The sequence below is a fragment of the Pseudidiomarina sp. genome (assembly GCF_048268165.1).
Lineage (GTDB): Bacteria > Pseudomonadota > Gammaproteobacteria > Enterobacterales > Alteromonadaceae > Pseudidiomarina.
Window position 1 is genome coordinate 153,807 of record NZ_JBLWWA010000004.1, and the last position, 20,386, is coordinate 174,192.

Here is a 20,386-nt window from a genome sequence, read left to right on the forward strand (position 1 = left end):
ATGGCGGCATCACAACGCTCTGAGTTGGGAGCCAGTAATGTGCGATTATTTAAAGATAGAGCCGCGCGTTGGGGGGTAACCTTTGGCGGCGGATTAGTCTTGATAGCACTGCTACTGATCTTCTTTTATTTGTTATATGTGGTTGAGCCAATTTTCCGCGGTGTGGAAATTGAGCGGCAACAATCTTTTGCCATTCCCGGACAGGGCCAGACCCTCGCCATGGGCATGGAAGAACAGTCTGAAATTGGTTTTAGATTCAGTGATCAAGGTGACTTGACCTTTTTCGCACTGAAAACAAAATTAGGCACAGATTGGCAGCCTGGTGAAGTTATTTTATCCGAACAGGTGGCCGAACAGCCCACCGCGTTTGCGACCACGCAACCACAGAAAAAGCGTTATGCTTATGCCGTAGCCAATGGCCAAGTGCGCATTATCGAACCCAAGTTTCGTTCTAAGTTTACTGCGGGCCAGCGACTAACAACACCTTATGTTGCTTACGGCAATGACGGTGAGCTGGTTCAGGTTGACCCGAAACAACGCACACTCACCCAGTTGGCCTATGAATATGATGGCGACTCCTCGTTATTTGCTGCAGTGACAGCCGATAACACCGTGATTGTTAATTACGCCATGGCAACCAAGAGCTTCTTAACCGGAGCCGTTGAGCTTGAATCAAAGTTCACCGAGTTGCCGCTAACCGGCGAAGTGGACAACATTCTTGTGCAGCCGAACCTTAGTCAAGTGTTTGTGCGGCAGGGTAATCGTTTTTACGTATTTGATGTATCACGTTCAGGGAAAGTAACTGAACGCCAGTTGCTGAACATTGAACGCCGCCGTTACGGCGAAATAACCAGCATGCAGTTGCTTGCTGGTGCCAGCTCAGTCATGTTTGGTCATGCCAATGGCCTGGTCACGCAATGGTTTGAAGTGGCGGGCGAAAATGGTCGTCAGTATCAGTACATTCGTGAATTTAAAGCCGGTGACGACGCCATTGTTGATATCGTTGCTGAATATTATCGCAGAACCTTCTATACCGTTTCAGCAAATGGGCAAGTAGGTGTATTCCACACCACCTCCGAAGCTGATCTGTATCTTGAATATCCTGACAAACTGCGTGCAGACCGTGTGGTGATAGACCCACGGGCGAATACCCTGTTGATGCAAAGTGACGGTGAATTGCACACCTTCAAACTCGAAAATGAACACCCAGAAGTGAGTTGGAGTGGCATTTGGCAAGAAGTTTGGTACGAAGGGTATCCGGAACCGCAGTACGTTTGGCAATCAACATCGGGTTCAGATGATTTTGAGCCGAAGTTCAGCTTGGTGCCGATCTCATTCGGAACGATTAAAGCAGCAGCTTATGCCATGCTGTTCGCCGTGCCAATTGGCTTAGCTGCAGCGGTTTATACGGCCTACTTTATGTCTCCAAGTGTGCGTAAAGTGGTGAAGCCAACTGTCGAAATTATGGAAGCACTGCCAACAGTTATTTTGGGTTTCTTGGCAGGCTTGTGGTTAGCCCCGATTATTGAGAATTACTTGCCCGGAATTGTCGCCACCATCATTTTGGTGCCAAGCGCGATTATTCTGGTGGCGTTTCTAAGCAGTCGCTTGCCAAAAACCTGGCGCAACAAATTCACGGACGGCAGAGCCGCCTTAATTTTGTTGCCGGTGGTCGCACTGGTCAGTTGGTTCGCGTTTGAAATGTCACCATTTATAGAGCGGGTGCTATTTGACGGAAATGTGCGTCAGTTTATTACCAACGAATTAGGCATCACGTTTGACCAGCGTAACTCGTTGGTGGTGGGCATCGCGATGGGCTTTGCGGTTATTCCGACCATTTTCTCGATTGCCGAAGATGCGGTATTTAGCGTGCCTAACCATTTATCGAACGGCTCATTAGCGTTAGGTGCTACTACATGGCAGACGCTTACCAAAGTAGTGCTATTAACCGCTAGCCCGGGTATTTTCTCGGCGGTAATGATGGGCCTTGGCCGCGCCGTTGGTGAAACCATGATTGTACTCATGGCCACCGGCAATACGCCGATTATGGATTGGAATATTTTCGAGGGCATGCGCACGTTGTCTGCCAACATTGCCGTTGAAATGCCTGAATCGGAAGTGGGTAGCTCGCATTATCGAATACTATTTTTGGCTGCCTTTGTTCTATTTGTATTCACGTTTGCGTTTAACACGTTGGCCGAACTTGTACGCCAGCGGTTACGTGAAAAATACAGCTCGATGTAAGCAAGAGGATTTCCATGAACAAATGGTTTAAATCAGGAAAACCGTACATTTGGCTCACCGCCGGTGCAGTTAGTGTGAGTCTTATTGCCGTACTCGGGCTATTGGCACTTATTGCCTGGCGCGGCTTGTCGTTCTTTTGGCCCGCACAAATTCACGAAGTGCAGGTGCAAGCCAATGACGGGTCAACGCGCATCATTATTGGTGAGGTGTACGACCGTGAGCAAGTTCCAATTGAACGCTTAGAAGAGTCGGGTGTAGAACTCGATGGCTTTGACGGTGAAACGCTAGAGCGCCAGCTGTTTAAAGTAGGTAACCGTGAGTTTGTCCCGCTTGATTTTATGTGGGTGATGGAACCGCAAATTATTCGTGACGAAACGCCAGCTGACTTAGGTGTGTTGGAACGCTCCAAAGACGGTAATTTCTACGGCTACGTTGTTGATGTGTTGGAGCAGGGCGAATCGGTTGTTAACGACCGTGATATTCGCGACGTGCTATTCGAACGCATTGAGCGTGCAGTTGAGCTGAACGAAAAGGCCACTAATTTGCAGCAAGGCGAAATTGGTGCAATCAACCATGAATTGAACCGCCTGCGTTTGGAAAGCCGTGCGTTAGACCTTGAAGGCAAACTTACGGATACCGAAAAGCAACGGATCACGGCTGAAGAACAGGCACTAAACGAGCAATACCGTGAGCTTGAGAAGCAGCTGTTCGCATTTCGTGAACAAGCCAGTCGCGACAGCGTAGTAATGCGCGACATGCGTGGCATGGAGGTTTCCATACCTTTATATCGCGTACTGGACGCCACGTTCCCGAATGACATGGGCCTATTCAGTAAAATCGGGCACTTCTTTGTGCAAATTGGTAAGTTTGTCTCGGAAGACCCGCGTGAAGCAAATACAGAGGGTGGGGTATTCCCTGCAATATTCGGTACCGTATTCATGGTGTTGCTGATGTCGGTTATCGTCACACCGTTTGGTGTGGTTGCCGCTGTGTACTTGCATGAGTACGCCGGTAAAAACGCTATCACGCGTTTGATACGCATTGCGGTTATCAACTTAGCCGGTGTGCCGTCAATTGTTTACGGTGTGTTTGGTCTTGGCTTCTTTGTTTATATGGTTGGTGGCTCACTGGACCAAATTTTCTATCCAGAAGCGCTACCAAGCCCAACCTTTGGTACGCCGGGGGTTATGTGGTCCGCAATTACTTTGGCGATTTTGACGTTGCCGGTAGTGATTGTTTCTACTGAAGAGGGTCTATCACGTATTCCAAGTACCTTGCGTGAAGGCAGCTTGGCATTGGGCGCAACCAAAGCCGAAACGCTGTGGCGAATCATTTTACCGATGGCCTCACCAGCAATTATGACTGGCTTAATCTTGGCCGTGGCACGCGCAGCAGGTGAAGTTGCACCGCTGATGTTAGTTGGTGTGGTGAAGTCGGCGCCGATGCTGCCAGTTGATGGCAACTTCCCGTACTTCCATTTAGATCGGAAATTTATGCACCTTGGCTTCCATATCTATGATGTGGGTTTCCAAAGTCCAAACGTTGAGGCAGCGCGTCCGTTAGTTTACGCCACCTCATTTTTATTGGTTACCGTCATTGTCGGGCTTAACCTGACCGCTATTGGCGTGCGTAACCATTTACGTGAAAAATATCGCTCGCTTGAACACTAAGCTGTTAAAGCGTTAACAAATTTTAGGGCAGAAGGTTAAACATTATGATTTCGGTAACCCCGAGCACAAGCAATGTCGAATCATTAGACTTAGCAAATTTGACGCCTGAGCAAACTGCGTTAGAAATTCGCAATTTGAACTTGCACTATGGTGATGCACAGGCTTTATACGATATTTCGATGAACATTCCGAAAAATCGTGTAACCGCCTTCATCGGGCCGTCAGGTTGCGGTAAATCAACACTATTGCGTTGCATTAATCGCATGAACGACTTGGTTGAAATCTGCCGTGTAAGTGGTGAAATTCGCTTGCACGATAAAAACATTTACGAAAAAGACGTTGATGCGGCAGCATTACGCCGCCGTGTTGGTATGGTGTTTCAGCGCCCGAACCCATTCCCTAAGTCAATTTATGAGAACGTTGTTTACGGCATGCGGTTGCAGGGTGTGAATGACCGTCGCACCTTGGACGAAGTGGTTGAGCGCTCGTTAAAGGGTGCCGCGCTTTGGGAAGAAGTGAAAGACCGACTCAATGAATCTGCATTCGGTTTATCCGGTGGTCAGCAACAGCGTTTGGTTATTGCCCGCGCAATTGCGATTGAGCCTGAGGTGTTGTTGCTTGATGAGCCAACCTCGGCATTGGATCCAATTTCAACGCTAACCATTGAAGAATTGATCACCGACTTGAAAGAACAGTTTACCGTGGTGATTGTTACCCACAACATGCAACAAGCCGCCCGGGTTTCTGATCAAACGGCGTTCATGTATATGGGTAAGTTGATTGAGTACGCAGATACCAATACCTTGTTTACCACGCCAGAACAGAAACAAACGGAAGACTACATTACCGGACGTTACGGTTAATAGGAGAAGGCTATGGATAAAAACAATATGAGCCGGCATATCTCCGGTAAGTTTAACGACGAACTTGAAGCAGTTCGTAACCAAGTACTCACTATGGGTGGCTTGGTGGAACAGCAACTGCGTGATTCGTTGCATGCCATTGAAAAATCTGATCACGAAATGGCAGAAAAGATTCTGCAGCGCGATTACAAAATCAATGCGTTAGAAGTTCAAATTGACGAAGCGTGTGTGCAGATTATTGCCAAGCGTCAGCCAGCAGCCAGCGACTTGCGGTTAGTGATTGCCATCTTCAAGACCATTTCTGATCTTGAGCGTATTGGTGATGAAGCGGAGCGCATTGCACGTGTAGCGCTTGAGAGTTTCAACAATGACCAACAGCAGTTTTTGGTGAGCCTTGAAAACTTAGGCCAACAAGTACTCGCCATGCTGCAAGGCGTGCTTGACGCATTTGCGCGTATGGATCTTGATTCAGCGTATGAAGTGCATCAAATGGATGCCCAAGCTGACCGTCAATACGAAGCACTCACACGTCAGTTAATGACCTACATGATGGAAGACCCACGTGGTATTCCGAAGGTCATGAATGTGTTGTGGTCGGCACGTTCACTTGAGCGTATTGGTGACCGTTGCCAGAATATTGCGGAGTACATTATCTTCTTCGTGAAAGGCAAAGACGTACGCCACGTGTCGCCAGAGTCGATGGAGAAAACGGTTAAAGGCAACCGTTAAGCCTCAAGCCTTATAGCAAAACGCCGACACAAGATGTCGGCGTTTTTGTTAGTAGAGTACGCGGGCTTTAATCGTGCCTTCTATGGCCCGCATTTCAACCAGCAGGTCGTCGGCAATGGTGCTTGTTGGTGGCGTGTCGATATCAATCACCACATAACCGACTTTGCTGTCGGTCTGCAGATACTGACCGGATACGTTGATGTTGTTGTCGGCCAACAATTGGTTAATACGCGTTAGCATGCCAGGGCGGTTCTGGTGAATATGCAGCAACCGGCGCGCGCCAGCATGGGTTGGCAAGGCCACCTCAGGGAAGTTCACCGCAGATAACGTTGAGCCGTTATCGGAATAACGCACCAGCTTACCCGCCACTTCAATGCCAATGTTCTCTTGCGCTTCTTGGGTAGAGCCGCCGATGTGCGGGGTTAGAATGCAATTATCCAGGCCCCGCAGTGGTGACTCAAACTCCTCATTGTTGCCCTTCGGCTCAACAGGGAATACATCGATTGCAGCGCCCGCCAAGTGCCCTGATTTAAGCGCGTCAGCCAATGCATTAATCTTCACCACGGTACCGCGTGACGCATTGATTAATACCGCGCCAGGTTTCATCTTAGTCAGTTGTTCAGCGCTAATCATCCACTGGGTTTGCGGCGTTTCAGGAACATGCAGGGTAATAACATCCGCTTGGCTAAGCAGCTCATTTAAGCTGCGCACCTGCAGTGCATTACCCAGTGACAATTTGGTTTCGATATCGTAATAGCGCACCTGCATGCCAAGCTGTTCGGCAAGTATGCTCAGTTGGCTGCCGATATGGCCGTACCCAATAATGCCTAAAATTTTGCCGCGGGCTTCAAATGAGCCTTTCGCAGCTTTATCCCAGCCACCACGGTGCGCCGCAGCACTTTTCTCCGGAATACGCCGTAGCAGCATGATAATTTCTGCTAGCACCAACTCGGCCACACTGCGCGTGTTTGAGAATGGCGCGTTAAAAACCACCACGCCATGGTCGCGTGCGGCTTCTAAGTCAACTTGGTTGGTACCAATACAAAAGCAGCCAACCGCTGCCAGTTTCTCGGCCGCAGCAAACACCTTCGGCGTTAACTGCGTGCGTGACCGAATCCCAATAAAGTGCACATCTTTGATTGCTTCGCAAAGTTCATCTTCATTAAGCGAAGTTTTCAATGCCCGAATGTTGGTATACCCGTGCTGTTTGAGTACCTCGATAGCACTGTCATGCACGCCTTCAAGCAATAAAATTTGAATGCGCTCTTTGGCAAGTGAAACCTGTGGTGCGGTCACGTCGTTCATTTCTACTCCATAAATTTTAAGCCTGCGGGGCTTGCGATAATTGCAATATTTGCGCCGCGCTTGGCGAACAGGCCGTTAGTGACAACACCGACAATACTATTCAATTGTTGCTCCAGTTGAACAGGGTCTAAGATATCAAAGTTATGAATATCCAGAATGACGTTTCCGTTGTCGGTGGTAAACCCTTGTCGCCAAACAGGGTCGCCGCCCAGCTTCACAATTTCGCGGGCAACGTAAGAACGCGCCATTGGAATTACTTCTACCGGCACAGGGAAATTACCCAAGCGACCAACCACCTTGCTTTCGTCCGCAATGCAGATGAACTTATCGGCTACGGCAGCGATGATTTTTTCGCGGGTCAGTGCGCCGCCGCCACCTTTAACCATGCGCAGGTGCTCATCAATTTCGTCGGCGCCGTCTACGTAAACGGGCAGGTTGCCGACGTTGTTGAGCTCAATCACGTCAATACCGTGAGATTTTAAACGTTTTGTGGATTCTTCCGAGCTTGAAACCGCGCCTTCAATGTCATTCTTCATGGTGGCGAGTGCATCAATGAAAAAGTTTACCGTTGAGCCAGTACCGACACCTACAATGGTGTTAGGTTCTACATACTTTAGTGCGGCTTCAGCGGCTTGCTTTTTGAGTAGGTCTTGAGAGGTTGTCATACGGATTCCCACAGTCAGTTGTCTATGGCCTTTGAGTATACAGTTTTAGCTGCGAAAGTCCCATGTTTTCGCGGGTGTGATCACCATCGGTAGCGGCACATCCCACGGGTTTTTAGGCAGCTCATCCACCAGCTGACAGTCAAGCGCTAAGCCAATTGGGAGCAGGTTTTTGACATGCCCTTTATGCCAAGCACTTAAGGTACGGTCATAAAAGCCACCGCCCATACCCATGCGGTTGCCACTGCGGTCGAATCCCACCAGCGGCACCAGCAGCACCTGCATCTGCTGCAACGGCACAATGTGTTGCGCGTTTAATTCGGGCTCAGGAATACCGTATTTATTGTGGGTCCATTGGGTGGTCTCGCTGAGCTTCAGGAACAACAAATGCCCCGCAAGAATAGGGTGCAAAATGGGTAGAGCAATTTGATGCTGCGCATCCATCAGTTTTTGATTTATGGCATGGGTGGGCAGCTCAGCACGCACGCTAAAATAGCTGCCGAGCGTGCAAGGTTGTTGCAGTTCAGGCAGGTTAAGTAAGTGTTCACCCACCTGTCGCGCCGCATCATCGCGCTCTGCGGCAGACAGGCTAGCGCGTGCGTTAAGAAGGTGACTGCGTAATTGCTGTTGCGACACGGCGCTGATATCCTTAGTTGCATAATAAATCGAATAACAGTGAGTTATATCATGATACGCCAATTACTGACCACGTTAACCCTAACCTTTGTGATAGCCAGTACAGCTGTTGCTGCACCGCCAAAAGCTCCAGCGCGGGGTGACCAAGGTGACGGCCCATACATGCGTTTGATTCTGCGTGGGGCGACCTTGATAAATGGTGAAGGTGCACCTGCGCAAGGGCCAGTCGATATCGTTATCGAAAACGATCGCATTGTGAACGTGGTAAGTGTCGGCAACCCAGGGGTACCAATTAAAACGGAAGGGCGGCCGGAAGCTGGACCCAACGACACCGAACTTGATGTAACCGGTAAGTATGTATTGCCGGGCTTTATTGACATGCACGGTCACATTGGTGGCTCGGCCGAAGGCATTCCAGCCGAATACGTGCTGAAGTTAATGCTGGCACACGGCATTACCACGGTGCGTGAACCGGGCAGCTTTAACGGTCTGGACTGGACCAAGTGGCATCAGCAACAGGCCGAGAAGAATTCGATTGTTTCACCGCGACTTATCCCATACGCAGGTTTTGGAATGGGCGCTGACGCCCCTATTTTTAACGGCGAACAAGCCCGTGATTGGGTGCGTAGCATCAAAAAACAGGGCGCAGCCGGGATAAAATTCTTTGGTGCAACCCCGAAAGTGATGGCGGCGGCGCTTGATGAAGCCAGTCAACAAAACCTTGGCACCATGATGCATCATGCGCAGTTGAACGTGGTACGCACCAGCGTTATCGACTCCGCCCGTTTAGGCTTGGGTAGTATGGAGCACTGGTATGGTTTGCCCGAGGCGCTGTTTACTGGCCAGCAGATTCAAAACTATCCAGCTGATTACAACTACAACAACGAGCAAGATCGTTTCCGTGAAGCAGGCAAACTCTGGGCACAAGCGGCAAAGCCCGGTTCAGAAAAATGGAATCAGGTACGTGATGAGTTGATTGCGCTCGACTTTACCATTAACCCAACGCTCACCATTTATGAAGCAAGCCGTGATTTGATGCGTGAGCGTCAGGCAATTTGGCACGACGAATACACTTTGCCGCAACTGTGGGACTTCTTTACACCCAGCCGCTACGCGCACGGTTCATATTGGTTTGACTGGACCACTGATGAAGAGGTTGCGTGGCGCAAAAATTACCAATTGTGGATGACTTTTTTAAACGACTTTAAAAACCATGGTGGGCGCATCACCACAGGTTCAGATGCCGGTTATATTTATAAGATTTACGGCTTTGGTTACATCCGCGAGTTGGAATTATTACGTGAAGCTGGCTTCAATGCGCTTGAAGTGATTCAAGCTGCAACGCTTAACGGTGCAGAAGCACTTGGCCTTGAAGATGAAATTGGCAGTGTGGTGCCGGGTAAAAAAGCGGACTTAATTGTGGTTGACGAAAACCCGTTAGCAAACTTTAAGGTGCTGTACGGCACAGGCCATTACAAGCTCGACGAAAACAATGAGCCAATGCGCACCAAAGGCATTCGCTACACCATCAAAGATGGCATCATTTACGATGCGCAAGAACTGCTATCCGACGTCCGCACCATCGTGCAAAAAGAAAAGCAAAAACGGTAATAGATATTAGATATTAGATATTAGCGGGTTGGACTTTGACTAATATCTAATATCGCTCTTCAATATCTAATTGCGTACTGGTTTTTTCGAAGGGGTGACCACCCAGAATGCCGCTGCGTGCCTTGGCCCTTGAACCCACTGGTTCAAGGCGGGGCGCAATTGGAACGACCGCAGGCTTCTCGATACATGTCGAGCTTGCACAATAGTCGCCCAGTGAGCCCCTTTACTGCTAGCATCGGCTCAGGGACATCGGCGTGCTGGCGCACATCCCAGGCAGTCATAATTCTTTGTATTAACGTCCGGGGCGTTGCTCGGCCATTACTTGCTCAAGCGTTTCTTGCAACAACTTCAGCTTTTCTTCTAAATCAACAATATACTGTTGTTTGCGTTGTTCATCTTGCGCAAACTCATGGCACAAATTTAACGCCGCCATAACCGCAATCTGTTCAGGGTTCGATAACTTCGTTGCCCCGCGAATAGTTTCGAGCTTTTTATTTAATCGGTCGGCAGCTTGTTGCAACGCCACTTCTTGCCCAGGTGGACAATTCACTTTGTAGTGACGTTCCATCAATCTTATGTCCATGGTGCGTTGACTCATGCCGCTTCCTCTGTGCTTGAACTATTCTTATTAATTACACTGCCAATATTATGACACGTACTACCGGGCTTTGTCAGCTAGCCTGAATAGCTTTGCAATGGTAGGATGTGCGTAAAGAACGTAAAGAGAATATAGCTATGTCTGAAACGGGTAGCAGTAATGCTAAACCACTTAATTACGACCAGTTAAACGAATTCTTCGAGCAGCAAGGAATATTATCCAGCGCGGCCGAAGTACACGGCATTTTAACCGGAATGATTGCGAGCGGCGCCAGCCTGAAAGGCGAAGATTGGCTGACGCTATTGAGCGACTTAATCCACGAAGGCCAATCCTTTAAGCCTGTCGTTAAAGAACAGCTTATCGAAATGGCCGCAGACGTGTGCGCCAGCATGCGTGATCCGGATTTAGGCTTTAACTTGTTATTGCCGAATGACCACGAAGCTTTAGTTGAACGCCTTGGCAGTATGATTGGTTGGGTACAGTCCTATCTGGTTGGTTTTGGCGTGAATCAAACCAACTTAGCGGGGCTATCTGACGATGTTCGCGAAGTTATCGATGACATGGTCGAAATTGCGAAACTAGATTTTGCCGTTGATGACGACGAAGAAGGCGAGCGCGCCTACTATGAAGTGGTGGAGTATTTACGTATTTCCGCCATGTTGTGCTTTAACGAGTTGGGCCAGCGAGCCGGCACCGATTGTGTCACCAATAAGGTTTTACATTAATTCACTGACCCGTTTCTGATGTAGGTTCACATGTCACATACCCAAGTTTCTGCCGAATTCAAAAAGCGCCGCGCCCACGTATTAAAACTTTTAAAAAAGTCATCGCCTGAGGCTGTGGCCATTATTCCAAGTGCGCAATTGCAAACGCGTAGCCGCGACACCGAATTTCCATTCCGTCAGGACAGCGACTTTTTCTACCTAACCGGCTTTAATGAACCCAATGCATTGTTGGTTCTTGCGCCACATAGCGAAACCCCAGTGCAGTTGTTCTGTCAGCCAAGTAGCCCAATCGATGAAGTGTGGCACGGCCGACGCCTTGGCGTTGAACGCGCGCTGGAAAGTCTGGGTGTGGACTTTACCGCCAGCATTGACGATGTGGACGATCATTTATTTGCCATTCTTGATGGCGCGGAACAAGTTTATTACCCGCATGACAAGCCAGAGCTTGCTGGGCAACTGCATGCGCTAGCCGATGAGCTGCGTGCTTCACCGAAAAAAGGGCATCAAGCACCGCATGCGTGGGTTGATATTAACCCGTGGTTAGCCGATATGCGCATAGTCAAAAGTGCCGCCGAGCTTGAACTGATGCGCCACGCCGCGCGTATAAGTGTCGATGCGCACAAGCGTGCGATGAAGTTCGTGCAACCGGGCAAATTTGAATACCAGGTGGCAGCAGAAATTCACCATGAATTTGCCATGCAAAATGCGCTTTCGCCAGCCTATGGAACCATTTGTGGCAGCGGTGAAAATGCCTGTATTTTGCATTACACCGAAAACGAAAGTGAGCTGCACGATGGCGACCTGCTATTAATTGACGCTGGCGCTGAATATCAAGGCTATGCCGGTGATATTACGCGAACATTCCCCGTCAACGGGCGCTTTAGCGCCGATCAGAAGGCGCTGTATAACGTTGTGTTAGCGGCTCAGCAGGCAGCGCTTGATACGTTAAAGCCGGGCAGCGACATGCATAAAGCGATGGTTGCAGCGGGCAAGGCGTTGACTGAAGGCCTGCATGAACTTGGCATTATTAAGGGCAACCTGAAAGAACTGATAGCAAATGACGCATTTCGGCCGTTTATGATTCATGGATTAGGCCATTGGTTGGGGCTTGATGTGCATGACGTAGGCACCTACACCCAAGCTGGTAAAAAGCGCAAGTTTGAACCGGGTATGGTGTTAACCATTGAGCCGGGTATCTACATTCCCAAAGGCACCGCCAACGTCGATGAAAAATGGCATGGTATAGGTATTCGCATCGAAGACGATGTCATTATTACCGAACAAGGTTATGAAAACATGACACAAGGCGTACCTAAAACTGTTGAAGAGATTGAGCAATGGATGGCTCAGTAGCACCGCAGCCAGTAATCATTGCTGGCGGTGGGCTGGTTGGCGCCTTAACCGCATTGCTGCTGGCACGTGGCCAGCCAGATTGGCGTATTCGCGTGCTTGAACCGCAACAACAAGGCCCTGCCCAAGACAAGCGCACCATTGCGCTGGCAGCCGCCACCGTATCGCTCTTGCAGCGCCAAGGCATTTGGCAAACTATCGCGGATAAAGCGAGCCCGATTGAACACATTCATGTGAGCGATCGCGGCCATTTAGGGATGACACGACTGCACGCGCACCAGCATGGTGTGCCAGCAATGGGACAAGTGATTGCCGCGGCAACGCTGAACAAGGCGTTGTATGAGGCGTGCCAGGTGCAGGACAATATCGACTGGGTTGGCGGTGCGTGGTTTGTGCGTGCGGAACGCCAATCTGCCGCCATTGAAGTTACCTACACGGTAAATGACACCGAGCACACAAGCTCAGCGCTTTTACTGGTTGGTGCCGACGGGCAGCGTTCTCAAGTACGCACCGATGCCGGTATTACCATGCAACACACCGACTACCAACAAGCCGGTATTATCGCCACACTAACTTTATCTGAATCGTTACAAGGCTGGGCCTACGAGCGCTTCACGGAAACCGGCCCCATTGCGTTATTGCCGTTACCGAATAACCAAGCCTCACTGGTTTGGAGCTTAAGCCCTGAAGAATCTCAACGCACATTAGCAAGTGCAGATGATGACTTTTTGGCAGCCTGCCAGCAGGCCTTTGGCTACCGTGCCGGTCGCTTTTTAGCCGTTACCGACCGGGTACAATACCCACTGCAATTGCACTTGGCAGATACCAGTATTGCCCATCGTACGGTGATTATTGGGAATGCTTCGCACACCTTGCATCCAATTGCGGGGCAAGGGTTTAATTTAGGGGTGCGTGACGCCATTGAGCTGAGTGCAAAACTCATTAATGCCACCGACCCCGGCAGCTATACAATGCTCAGTGGTTACAACCAAGCGCGCCAAGCCGACTACAAACATATTATTGGGTTAACGGACAGCTTAGTGCGTGGCTTTTCCAACCACTATGCGCCATTGATTATGGGGCGTAATTTAGCCTTGTTTGGGTTAGATAACTTACCGCCGTTGCGCCATGTTTTTGCGCGACAAACGATGGGGTTCCGTGACTTATGAAAGCTCAAACGAATGCCCTGACAGTCATTATTGTCGGCGGCGGCATGATTGGTTTAAGCGCTGCTTTAGGCTTACGCCAGCAAGGCCACCGCGTGCACATGGTTGAGCGTTCAGGTCGACCGACCTACAGCGAACACACCGAGCTGCGCGTGAGTGCACTGGCACATCATAGCCGGGCATTACTGCAAAACCTTGGCGTATGGCAGAAGCTTCCGGCCGAGCGTTTGGGCCCGTACACCGGTATGCAGGTGTGGGACCACGACAGCTTTGGTGAGATTAGCTTTGCCGCGGCAGAAGTTGATGCGGATGACCTTGGCGCGATTGTTGAAAACCGCGTGTTAGAGCAAGCATTATGGGACGCCGCTGAAGCAGCAGGTGTGGTGATGCACGCCGAAGACGAAGTGACCGCGCATCAGGTTGATGCTGAACATGCGCACGTTACTCTTAGCTCAGGCCAGCAACTGCATGGTGACTATTTAATTGCCGCTGACGGTGCGCGTTCAGCCATTCGCGAACGTGCCAAGTTACCCATTAGCTTTTGGGACTACGAACAAATCGGCATTGTCGCCGTGATTGAAACTGAACAGCCGCATCAAGGCGTGGCACGGCAGGTGTTCTTGCCGACAGGGCCGGTGGCTTGGCTGCCGTTGCATGATCCACACCATGTGTCATTGGTATGGTCGGCCGACTCCGATTATGCACAGCAGTTGCTCGCCGATGACGACCAAGCCTTTATAAAGCAACTGCAGGCCGCGAGTGATCAGTGCCTTGGCACACTGCAGTTAGCGTCACAACGGGTTGGCTTTCCATTGCGCATGCAATATGCGCAGCGTTGGCTGCAAGACCGCTTGTTGATTATCGGCGACGCCGCACACAGCATTCACCCGTTAGCGGGGCAGGGTGCCAACTTGGGTTTTGGTGATGTTATTGATTTACTCGCGATATTTGAGCAATCGCCGACCCAGCGCAGCTTGCGAGCCTGGGAGCGCAAACGCAAAGCAGCCGCGCTGACTATGATCACCGCAATGGAAGCCTTCAAGCGTGGTTTCGGCAGTGCCAACCCGTTACTTAAATTAGTGCGCGGTGTGGGCTTTAAGGTGGCCAATAGCACGGCGCCTATTAAACGTATGCTGGTAAAAGCCGCGCTGGGCGAATAGCCGCTAAATGCGTTCTTGAATAAACTGGGCAAGCTGCGTGGCGGCTTGATTGTCGGCATCGGCTTGCCACATCGCAACGCTTACCTCGCCAAGTTCTGGCAGCGCATGGTAGTGGCTGCGTTGCAACCGCGCTAAGTTATCCGGCACCGTACTTTGCGCCAACACCGTTAACCCCAAACCGCTTTCAATAGCCGCCGTCAGGCCCGAGAAGTCCGCGTTGGTGTAACTGATGCGAACCGGTGTATTGGCTTGTCGCAGCACAGCTAAAGCGCGACGCCGATAAATGCAGCCTTCGGGCGCCACAACCAAAGACAGGGCTTCACTGCTACCACCGATTTCGCTGTGGCTGCCCACCCAAACTAAGGGTTCTTGTTTCAAGATAATCAACCCCGGGCGGGTAACCCGCTTATCGGGCTCTTTTAAGGCAATCACCAAGTCAAAATGCGCTTGTTCGTCTTTAAGCAAATCTCTGCTAAGCGCCGATGTCACTGACAGCGAAACATTCGGGTAGGCTTGCGCAAACTGACCAAGCACCTGCGGCAAGAGTTTACTGGCGAACTCGCTTGGAATACCTAAGCGAACTTGCCCCGACACACTGGGCTCGGTAAAGCGCGCAAAGATTTGATCATTCAGGCCGAGCAATAGCCGCGCTTGATCAAGCAGCTCGGCCCCGGAAGGGGTCAGATGAATACGGCCGCCGCTGCGACTTAATAGCGACACGCCGAGTAAGTCTTCAAGGCGTTGCAATTGCAAGCTTATTGCCGGTTGGGAACGGTTCAATTGTTGGGCGGCAGCGGTATAACTCTGCAATTCATAAATACTTATAAATGCACGTAGCGCTTCTAATGGAAGATGTTGCATGCTGCAGGCCCTATTCCAATGGGTTTCATTACTGAATCTTATACGAATATTAAATATATTTAAAATATTTATGAATGTATAAGTAATATTCATTTGTTGCGGGGGCCTTAGAGTTCTATAATTCGCCCTAATTTTTGAATGCGCAAGCACTGTGTAAATTTTGGCGCATCAACACCCAAAAAGGACAACTAGCTCATGGCAAATCGCACTCCTTTATATGACGCGCATGTGAAAGCTGGCGCGAAAATGGTCGACTTCCACGGCTGGGACATGCCGCTGAACTACGGCTCGCAAATAGAAGAACACAATGCGGTGCGCAACGACTCAGGCGTATTCGATGTGTCGCACATGACAATTGTTGATGTGGCCGGTATTGATGCGAAACCTTTCCTGCGCTACCTGTTAGCCAATGACGTTGCAAAATTAAGCATTCCGGGTAAAGCCCTTTACAGCGGCATGCTGAACGAACAAGGCGGCGTAATTGATGACCTTATCGTTTATTTCTTCAGTGACGAGTCGTATCGCCTGGTTGTGAACTCAGCAACCCGTGAGCGCGACATGAACTGGATTCACAGCGTTGCGGCCAACTTCAAAGTAACCATCACAGAACAACCAAGTTTCGGTATGGTGGCGTTGCAAGGGCCAAAAGCTGCAGAAAAACTTAAGTTAGTACTGGGCGACGAAGCATTTGCGCCAGTGGCAGACATGAAGCCGTTTATGTCCGTACAAGCGGGTGACCACTTTATCGCGACCACCGGCTACACCGGTGAAAAAGGCTATGAAATTGTTGTGCCTGGCGACAAAGTTGAGAAGCTTTGGGACGACCTATTAAATGTTGGCGTACAACCATGTGGGCTTGGTGCTCGTGATACACTGCGTTTAGAAGCAGGCATGAACTTGTACGGTCAAGATATGGACGAAAGCGTTACACCACTTGAAGCGAATATGGGCTGGAGTGTTGCTTTTGAACCGGCTGATCGCGATTTTATTGGGCGTACCGTGCTTGAACAGCAAAAAACGGCAGGTCACGATAAATTGGTTGGCTTGGTTATGAAAGAAAAAGGCGTGCTACGCCATGGTCAAAGAGTTGTGGTTGAAGGCGCAGAAGGCGTGATCACATCAGGTACTTTTTCACCAACCTTAGGCTTCTCGATTGCTATGGCCCGTGTGCCGGCCACAGTCGGTGACAGCGTTGAGGTGGAAATTCGCAAAAAATTAGTTACAGTAAGCGTGGTCAAACCAAGCTTCGTGCGCAACGGTAAGTCAGTACTTGCCTAAACATTTATTACCTTTCTGATGAACAGAAAATGAGGAACAGAACATGAGCAACATTCCAAAGGAACTTAAGTACGCATCAACGCACGAATGGGTGCGTAACGAAGGCGATGGCATTTTTACTGTCGGCATCACTGAACACGCGCAAGATTTGTTAGGCGATATGGTGTTTGTTGAGTTGCCAGACGTTGGTGCGAATGTTGCTGCCGGTGATGATGTTGCTGTTGCCGAATCAGTAAAAGCAGCTTCTGACATTTATGCACCTATTGCTGGTGAAATTGTTGAAGTTAACGAAGATTTAGAAGACGCACCAGAAACTGTAAATAATGACCCATTTGGTGACGGCTGGTTGTTCAAAATCAAAGCCGAAGACCCAACTGAAGTTGAAGGCTTGCTTGATGCCGAAGGTTATCAAGCAGTTATCGACGAAGAATAACAGCTCGTTTTGTTGCTAAGCCCCGGTCATTTGCACCGGGGTTTTGTGTTTCAAATGTCTTGTATCAACCCGAAAGCTAGGGGATCTGAAGTAAATGACTACGACCACGCTGAAGCAGTTAGAAAATCACGGTGAATTTATTGCGCGTCACATTGGCCCAAGTGCTGATGAAACCGCGGCAATGTTAGCAGAGCTGGGTGTGCATTCACTCGAAGAGCTCACGCAAGACACCGTTCCAGGAGCGATTCGTCGCGACCCATTCTTGGCCGTTGGCGAACCAATGACCGAGCGCGATGCGCTGGCCAGATTGAAAGCCATTGCGAGCAAGAATAAAGTCTACAAGTCATTTATTGGTATGGGGTATTACGACACCCTAGTGCCCAACGTTATTCTGCGTAACGTGTTAGAAAACCCAGGTTGGTACACCGCTTATACGCCTTATCAGCCAGAAATTGCGCAAGGTCGTTTAGAAGCTATTTTGAACTTCCAACAAATGACCATGGACTTAACCGGCCTTGAATTGGCCAGCGCCTCGTTGCTTGATGAAGCAACCGCTGCTGCCGAAGCCATGGCAATGTCCAAGCGTGTCAGCAAAAGCAAATCAAACACCTATTACGTTGCGGACAACGTTTACCCGCAAACCATTGACGTGGTGAAAACCCGTGCCGAACAGTTTGGCTTTGAAGTTGTAGTTGGCCCAGCGCGTGACGCCGACAGTCAAGACGTATTTGGTGCCTTGCTGCAATATCCAGATCGCAACGGTGAAATTCATAACATTGAAAAACTGATTGCCGACATTCAAGCGAACAAAGGCGTGGTTGCCGTTGCTGCCGATATCATGAGCTTGGTGCTGTTGAAGTCACCGGGTGAAATGGGCGCAGACATGGTGTTGGGTTCAGCCCAACGTTTCGGCGTACCTATGGGCTATGGCGGCCCACACGCTGCATTCTTCGCAACCCGCGACAAGTACAAGCGTTCGTTACCAGGCCGTATCATCGGTGTATCGAAAGACTCGCGCGACAACCAAGCACTGCGTATGGCCATGCAAACGCGTGAGCAACACATTCGCCGTGAAAAAGCCAACTCAAACATCTGTACCGCGCAGGTATTGCTTGCCAACATGGCATCGTTCTATGCGGTATACCATGGCCCGCAAGGCCTGAAAACAATCGCGTCACGCATTCATCGCTTAACTGACATTGTGGCGCTGGGCTTGCAAGAAAAGGGCGTGAAACTGGTTAATAACCATTGGTTTGACACGCTAACCTTCAAGCTGGAAGGCGATACCGATGCCGTGTTAGCACGCGCTGACCAAGCAGAAATTAACTTACGTGTTGATGGCAACGGCCAGTTTGGCGTAAGCCTTGATGAAGCCAAAACTCGTCACGACGTCGCTGCATTGTTTGCCGTGTTGTTCGGTGATGACCACGGCTTAGAAGTTGACGTATTGGATTCACGCGTTGCCTCAGGTGACGTTGAGTCAATTCCAGCAGCATTGCGCCGCGAAAGCGCAATTCTGGAACACCCAGTATTCAACAGCTACCATTCAGAAACTGAAATGCTGCGTTATATCAAGCAGCTTGAAAACAAAGACTTGTCGTTGAACCACAGCATGATCTCGTTGGGTTCATGCACCATGAAGCTGAACGCGACCGCAGAAATGATTCCGGTTACCTGGCCTGAATTCGGTCAGTTGCACCCGTTCTGCCCAGCAGACCAAGCACAAGGCTACGCAGAATTGCTGAGCACCTTGTCAACGTGGTTAGTGGATATTACTGGCTACGACGTGATGTCTATGCAGCCAAACTCGGGTGCTCAAGGTGAATATGCTGGCTTGCTAGCCATTCAGAAGTATCACCAGAGCCGCGGCGACGCACACCGTAACATCTGCTTGATTCCAAGCTCTGCACACGGAACCAACCCAGCTTCTGCACAAATGATGAGCATGAACGTGGTAGTGGTTGATTGTGATAAGAACGGTAACGTTGACCTGAACGACCTGAAAGCGAAAGCCGCTGAAGCAGGCGATAACTTGTCGTGCATCATGGTTACGTACCCATCAACGCATGGTGTGTACGAAGAAGGCATTAAAGACATTTGTGAAATTGTGCACGCGCACGGTGGCCAAGTGTACCTTGACGGCGCCAACATGAACGCACAAGTAGGCGTTACGTCGCCGGGCTATATTGGTGCTGACGTTTCGCATTTGAACTTGCACAAAACCTTCTGCATTCCACACGGTGGCGGCGGTCCAGGTATGGGCCCAATTGGTGTTAAACAACACTTAGCACCGTTTTTGCCGAATCACAGCGTGATTACCATTGAAGGTACCGACAAAGCGAACGGCGCAGTTTCTGCAGCACCATTCGGCAGCGCGAGCATTCTGCCAATTTCGTGGATGTACATTGTCATGATGGGCAGCCGTGGCTTACGCGAAGCAACTGAAGTGGCAATCATGAACGCCAACTACATTGCCAAGCACTTAAGCAAGCATTACCCAATTCTGTACAAAGGCCGTAACGACCGCGTTGCGCACGAGTGCATCATTGACTTACGCCCATTGAAAGATGCCAGCGGCGTAACTGAAATGGACGTGGCAAAACGCTTGCAAGACTATGGCTTCCACAGCCCAACCATGAGCTTCCCGGTAGCGGGCACCTTAATGGTTGAGCCGACCGAGTCAGAATCAAAAGCTGAACTAGACCGCTTCATTGAAGCCATGATCAGCATTCGCGAAGAAGCAAAACGTGTTGAAGCAGGTGAGTGGGCGCAAGACAATAACCCATTACACAACGCACCACACACGTTAGCAGACATCGTTGACGCCAACTGGGAACGCCCATACAGCCGTGAAGTGGCTGCATACCCAGTAGCTGCGGTTAAAATCAACAAGTTCTGGCCAAGCGTCAACCGTATTGATGACGTATACGGCGACCGGAATTTGATGTGTAGCTGCCCTGCGGTTGATAGTTATCGTTGATTCGTTTTGATGTGATGAAAAAGGCGAGCTTTTTAGCTCGCCTTTTTTTATGTTTGACTGCTTAGCGGTTCTATGGCGATATATTAGCCAGTCACGAGACGAAAATGGAGAAAAT

17 protein-coding genes and 1 other RNA gene are annotated in these 20,386 nt (G+C 49.9%); 12 read left to right on the forward strand and 6 right to left on the reverse strand.

The window, feature by feature from the left end; translation table 11 throughout:
* Genes ACN0UY_RS10520 through phoU form a run of 4 tightly spaced genes read left to right on the forward strand, consistent with a single transcriptional unit; the run spans position 1 to position 5,506 of the window.
* The gene (locus ACN0UY_RS10520) at positions 1-2,244 is read left to right on the forward strand and encodes an ABC transporter permease subunit (protein ID WP_417666910.1); all 2,244 of its coding nucleotides are present in this window, start codon (positions 1-3) and stop codon (positions 2,242-2,244) included.
* A gap of 14 nt (positions 2,245-2,258) precedes the next feature.
* Positions 2,259-3,914, forward strand: a complete 1,656-nt coding sequence (gene pstA / locus ACN0UY_RS10525; RefSeq protein ID WP_417666912.1) for a phosphate ABC transporter permease PstA — start codon at positions 2,259-2,261, stop codon at positions 3,912-3,914.
* 44 nt (positions 3,915-3,958) lie between these two features.
* Positions 3,959-4,777 (forward strand): phosphate ABC transporter ATP-binding protein PstB, encoded by an 819-nt coding sequence (gene pstB, locus ACN0UY_RS10530; protein WP_417666914.1) that lies wholly within the window; start codon positions 3,959-3,961, stop codon positions 4,775-4,777.
* A 12-nt stretch (positions 4,778-4,789) separates the two neighbouring features.
* The gene (gene phoU / locus ACN0UY_RS10535) at positions 4,790-5,506 is read left to right on the forward strand and encodes a phosphate signaling complex protein PhoU (protein ID WP_128352946.1); all 717 of its coding nucleotides are present in this window, start codon (positions 4,790-4,792) and stop codon (positions 5,504-5,506) included.
* A gap of 48 nt (positions 5,507-5,554) precedes the next feature.
* Here phoU and serA read toward each other — a convergent pair whose 3' ends face one another.
* From serA to ACN0UY_RS10550, 3 genes are read right to left on the reverse strand one after another with little or no spacing between them, the layout of a single operon-like run.
* Positions 5,555-6,811 (reverse strand): phosphoglycerate dehydrogenase, encoded by a 1,257-nt coding sequence (serA, locus tag ACN0UY_RS10540; RefSeq protein ID WP_417666917.1) that lies wholly within the window; start codon positions 6,809-6,811, stop codon positions 5,555-5,557.
* A 2-nt stretch (positions 6,812-6,813) separates the two neighbouring features.
* Complete coding sequence (gene rpiA, locus ACN0UY_RS10545) at positions 6,814-7,476, reverse strand: ribose-5-phosphate isomerase RpiA (protein ID WP_417666919.1); 663 nt, start codon at positions 7,474-7,476, stop codon at positions 6,814-6,816.
* Between the two features lie 45 nt (positions 7,477-7,521).
* Positions 7,522-8,109: a 5-formyltetrahydrofolate cyclo-ligase gene (locus ACN0UY_RS10550; RefSeq protein WP_417666921.1), complete on the reverse strand. Its 588-nt coding sequence runs from the start codon at positions 8,107-8,109 to the stop codon at positions 7,522-7,524.
* A gap of 51 nt (positions 8,110-8,160) precedes the next feature.
* On the opposite strand from ACN0UY_RS10550, the gene ACN0UY_RS10555 reads away from it, so the two are divergent.
* Entirely contained in the window at positions 8,161-9,720 is a 1,560-nt protein-coding gene (locus tag ACN0UY_RS10555; RefSeq protein WP_417666923.1) for an amidohydrolase family protein, read from the forward strand.
* A gap of 95 nt (positions 9,721-9,815) precedes the next feature.
* Here the strand turns inward: ACN0UY_RS10555 and ssrS are convergent.
* Together ssrS and zapA are read right to left on the reverse strand one after the other, a co-directional pair.
* Positions 9,816-9,999: non-coding RNA, 6S RNA (gene ssrS / locus ACN0UY_RS10560), on the reverse strand.
* A gap of 13 nt (positions 10,000-10,012) precedes the next feature.
* Entirely contained in the window at positions 10,013-10,318 is a 306-nt protein-coding gene (zapA, locus tag ACN0UY_RS10565) for a cell division protein ZapA (protein WP_417666925.1), read from the reverse strand.
* 137 nt (positions 10,319-10,455) lie between these two features.
* On the opposite strand from zapA, the gene ACN0UY_RS10570 reads away from it, so the two are divergent.
* Genes ACN0UY_RS10570 through ACN0UY_RS10585 form a run of 4 tightly spaced genes read left to right on the forward strand, consistent with a single transcriptional unit; the run spans position 10,456 to position 14,719 of the window.
* Complete coding sequence (locus tag ACN0UY_RS10570; RefSeq protein WP_417666927.1) at positions 10,456-11,043, forward strand: UPF0149 family protein; 588 nt, start codon at positions 10,456-10,458, stop codon at positions 11,041-11,043.
* A 30-nt stretch (positions 11,044-11,073) separates the two neighbouring features.
* Positions 11,074-12,396 (forward strand): Xaa-Pro aminopeptidase, encoded by a 1,323-nt coding sequence (gene pepP / locus ACN0UY_RS10575; protein ID WP_417666929.1) that lies wholly within the window; start codon positions 11,074-11,076, stop codon positions 12,394-12,396.
* Positions 12,381-13,562 carry a 2-octaprenyl-6-methoxyphenyl hydroxylase gene (ubiH, locus tag ACN0UY_RS10580; RefSeq protein ID WP_417666931.1) on the forward strand — a complete coding sequence of 394 codons (1,182 nt, stop codon included), beginning with the start codon at positions 12,381-12,383 and terminating at the stop codon, positions 13,560-13,562. Before pepP ends, ubiH begins: the two co-directional genes overlap by 16 nt.
* A complete protein-coding gene (locus ACN0UY_RS10585) occupies positions 13,559-14,719 on the forward strand; it encodes a UbiH/UbiF/VisC/COQ6 family ubiquinone biosynthesis hydroxylase (RefSeq protein WP_417666933.1) in 1,161 nt (386 codons plus the stop codon). Before ubiH ends, ACN0UY_RS10585 begins: the two co-directional genes overlap by 4 nt.
* A 3-nt stretch (positions 14,720-14,722) precedes the next feature.
* Here the strand turns inward: ACN0UY_RS10585 and ACN0UY_RS10590 are convergent, their stop codons facing one another.
* The gene (locus ACN0UY_RS10590; RefSeq protein ID WP_417666935.1) at positions 14,723-15,580 is read right to left on the reverse strand and encodes a LysR family transcriptional regulator; all 858 of its coding nucleotides are present in this window, start codon (positions 15,578-15,580) and stop codon (positions 14,723-14,725) included.
* 195 nt (positions 15,581-15,775) lie between these two features.
* Here ACN0UY_RS10590 and gcvT point away from each other — a divergent pair, with 195 nt between their 5' ends.
* The 3 genes from gcvT (at position 15,776) to gcvP (ending at position 20,271) form a co-directional block, all read left to right on the forward strand.
* A complete protein-coding gene (gcvT, locus tag ACN0UY_RS10595; RefSeq protein ID WP_417666937.1) occupies positions 15,776-16,858 on the forward strand; it encodes a glycine cleavage system aminomethyltransferase GcvT in 1,083 nt (360 codons plus the stop codon).
* Between the two features lie 43 nt (positions 16,859-16,901).
* Positions 16,902-17,291: a glycine cleavage system protein GcvH gene (gene gcvH / locus ACN0UY_RS10600; protein ID WP_417666939.1), complete on the forward strand. Its 390-nt coding sequence runs from the start codon at positions 16,902-16,904 to the stop codon at positions 17,289-17,291.
* A 94-nt stretch (positions 17,292-17,385) separates the two neighbouring features.
* Positions 17,386-20,271 carry an aminomethyl-transferring glycine dehydrogenase gene (gcvP, locus tag ACN0UY_RS10605; protein WP_417666941.1) on the forward strand — a complete coding sequence of 962 codons (2,886 nt, stop codon included), beginning with the start codon at positions 17,386-17,388 and terminating at the stop codon, positions 20,269-20,271.
* The last annotated feature ends 115 nt before the right edge of the window (positions 20,272-20,386 follow it).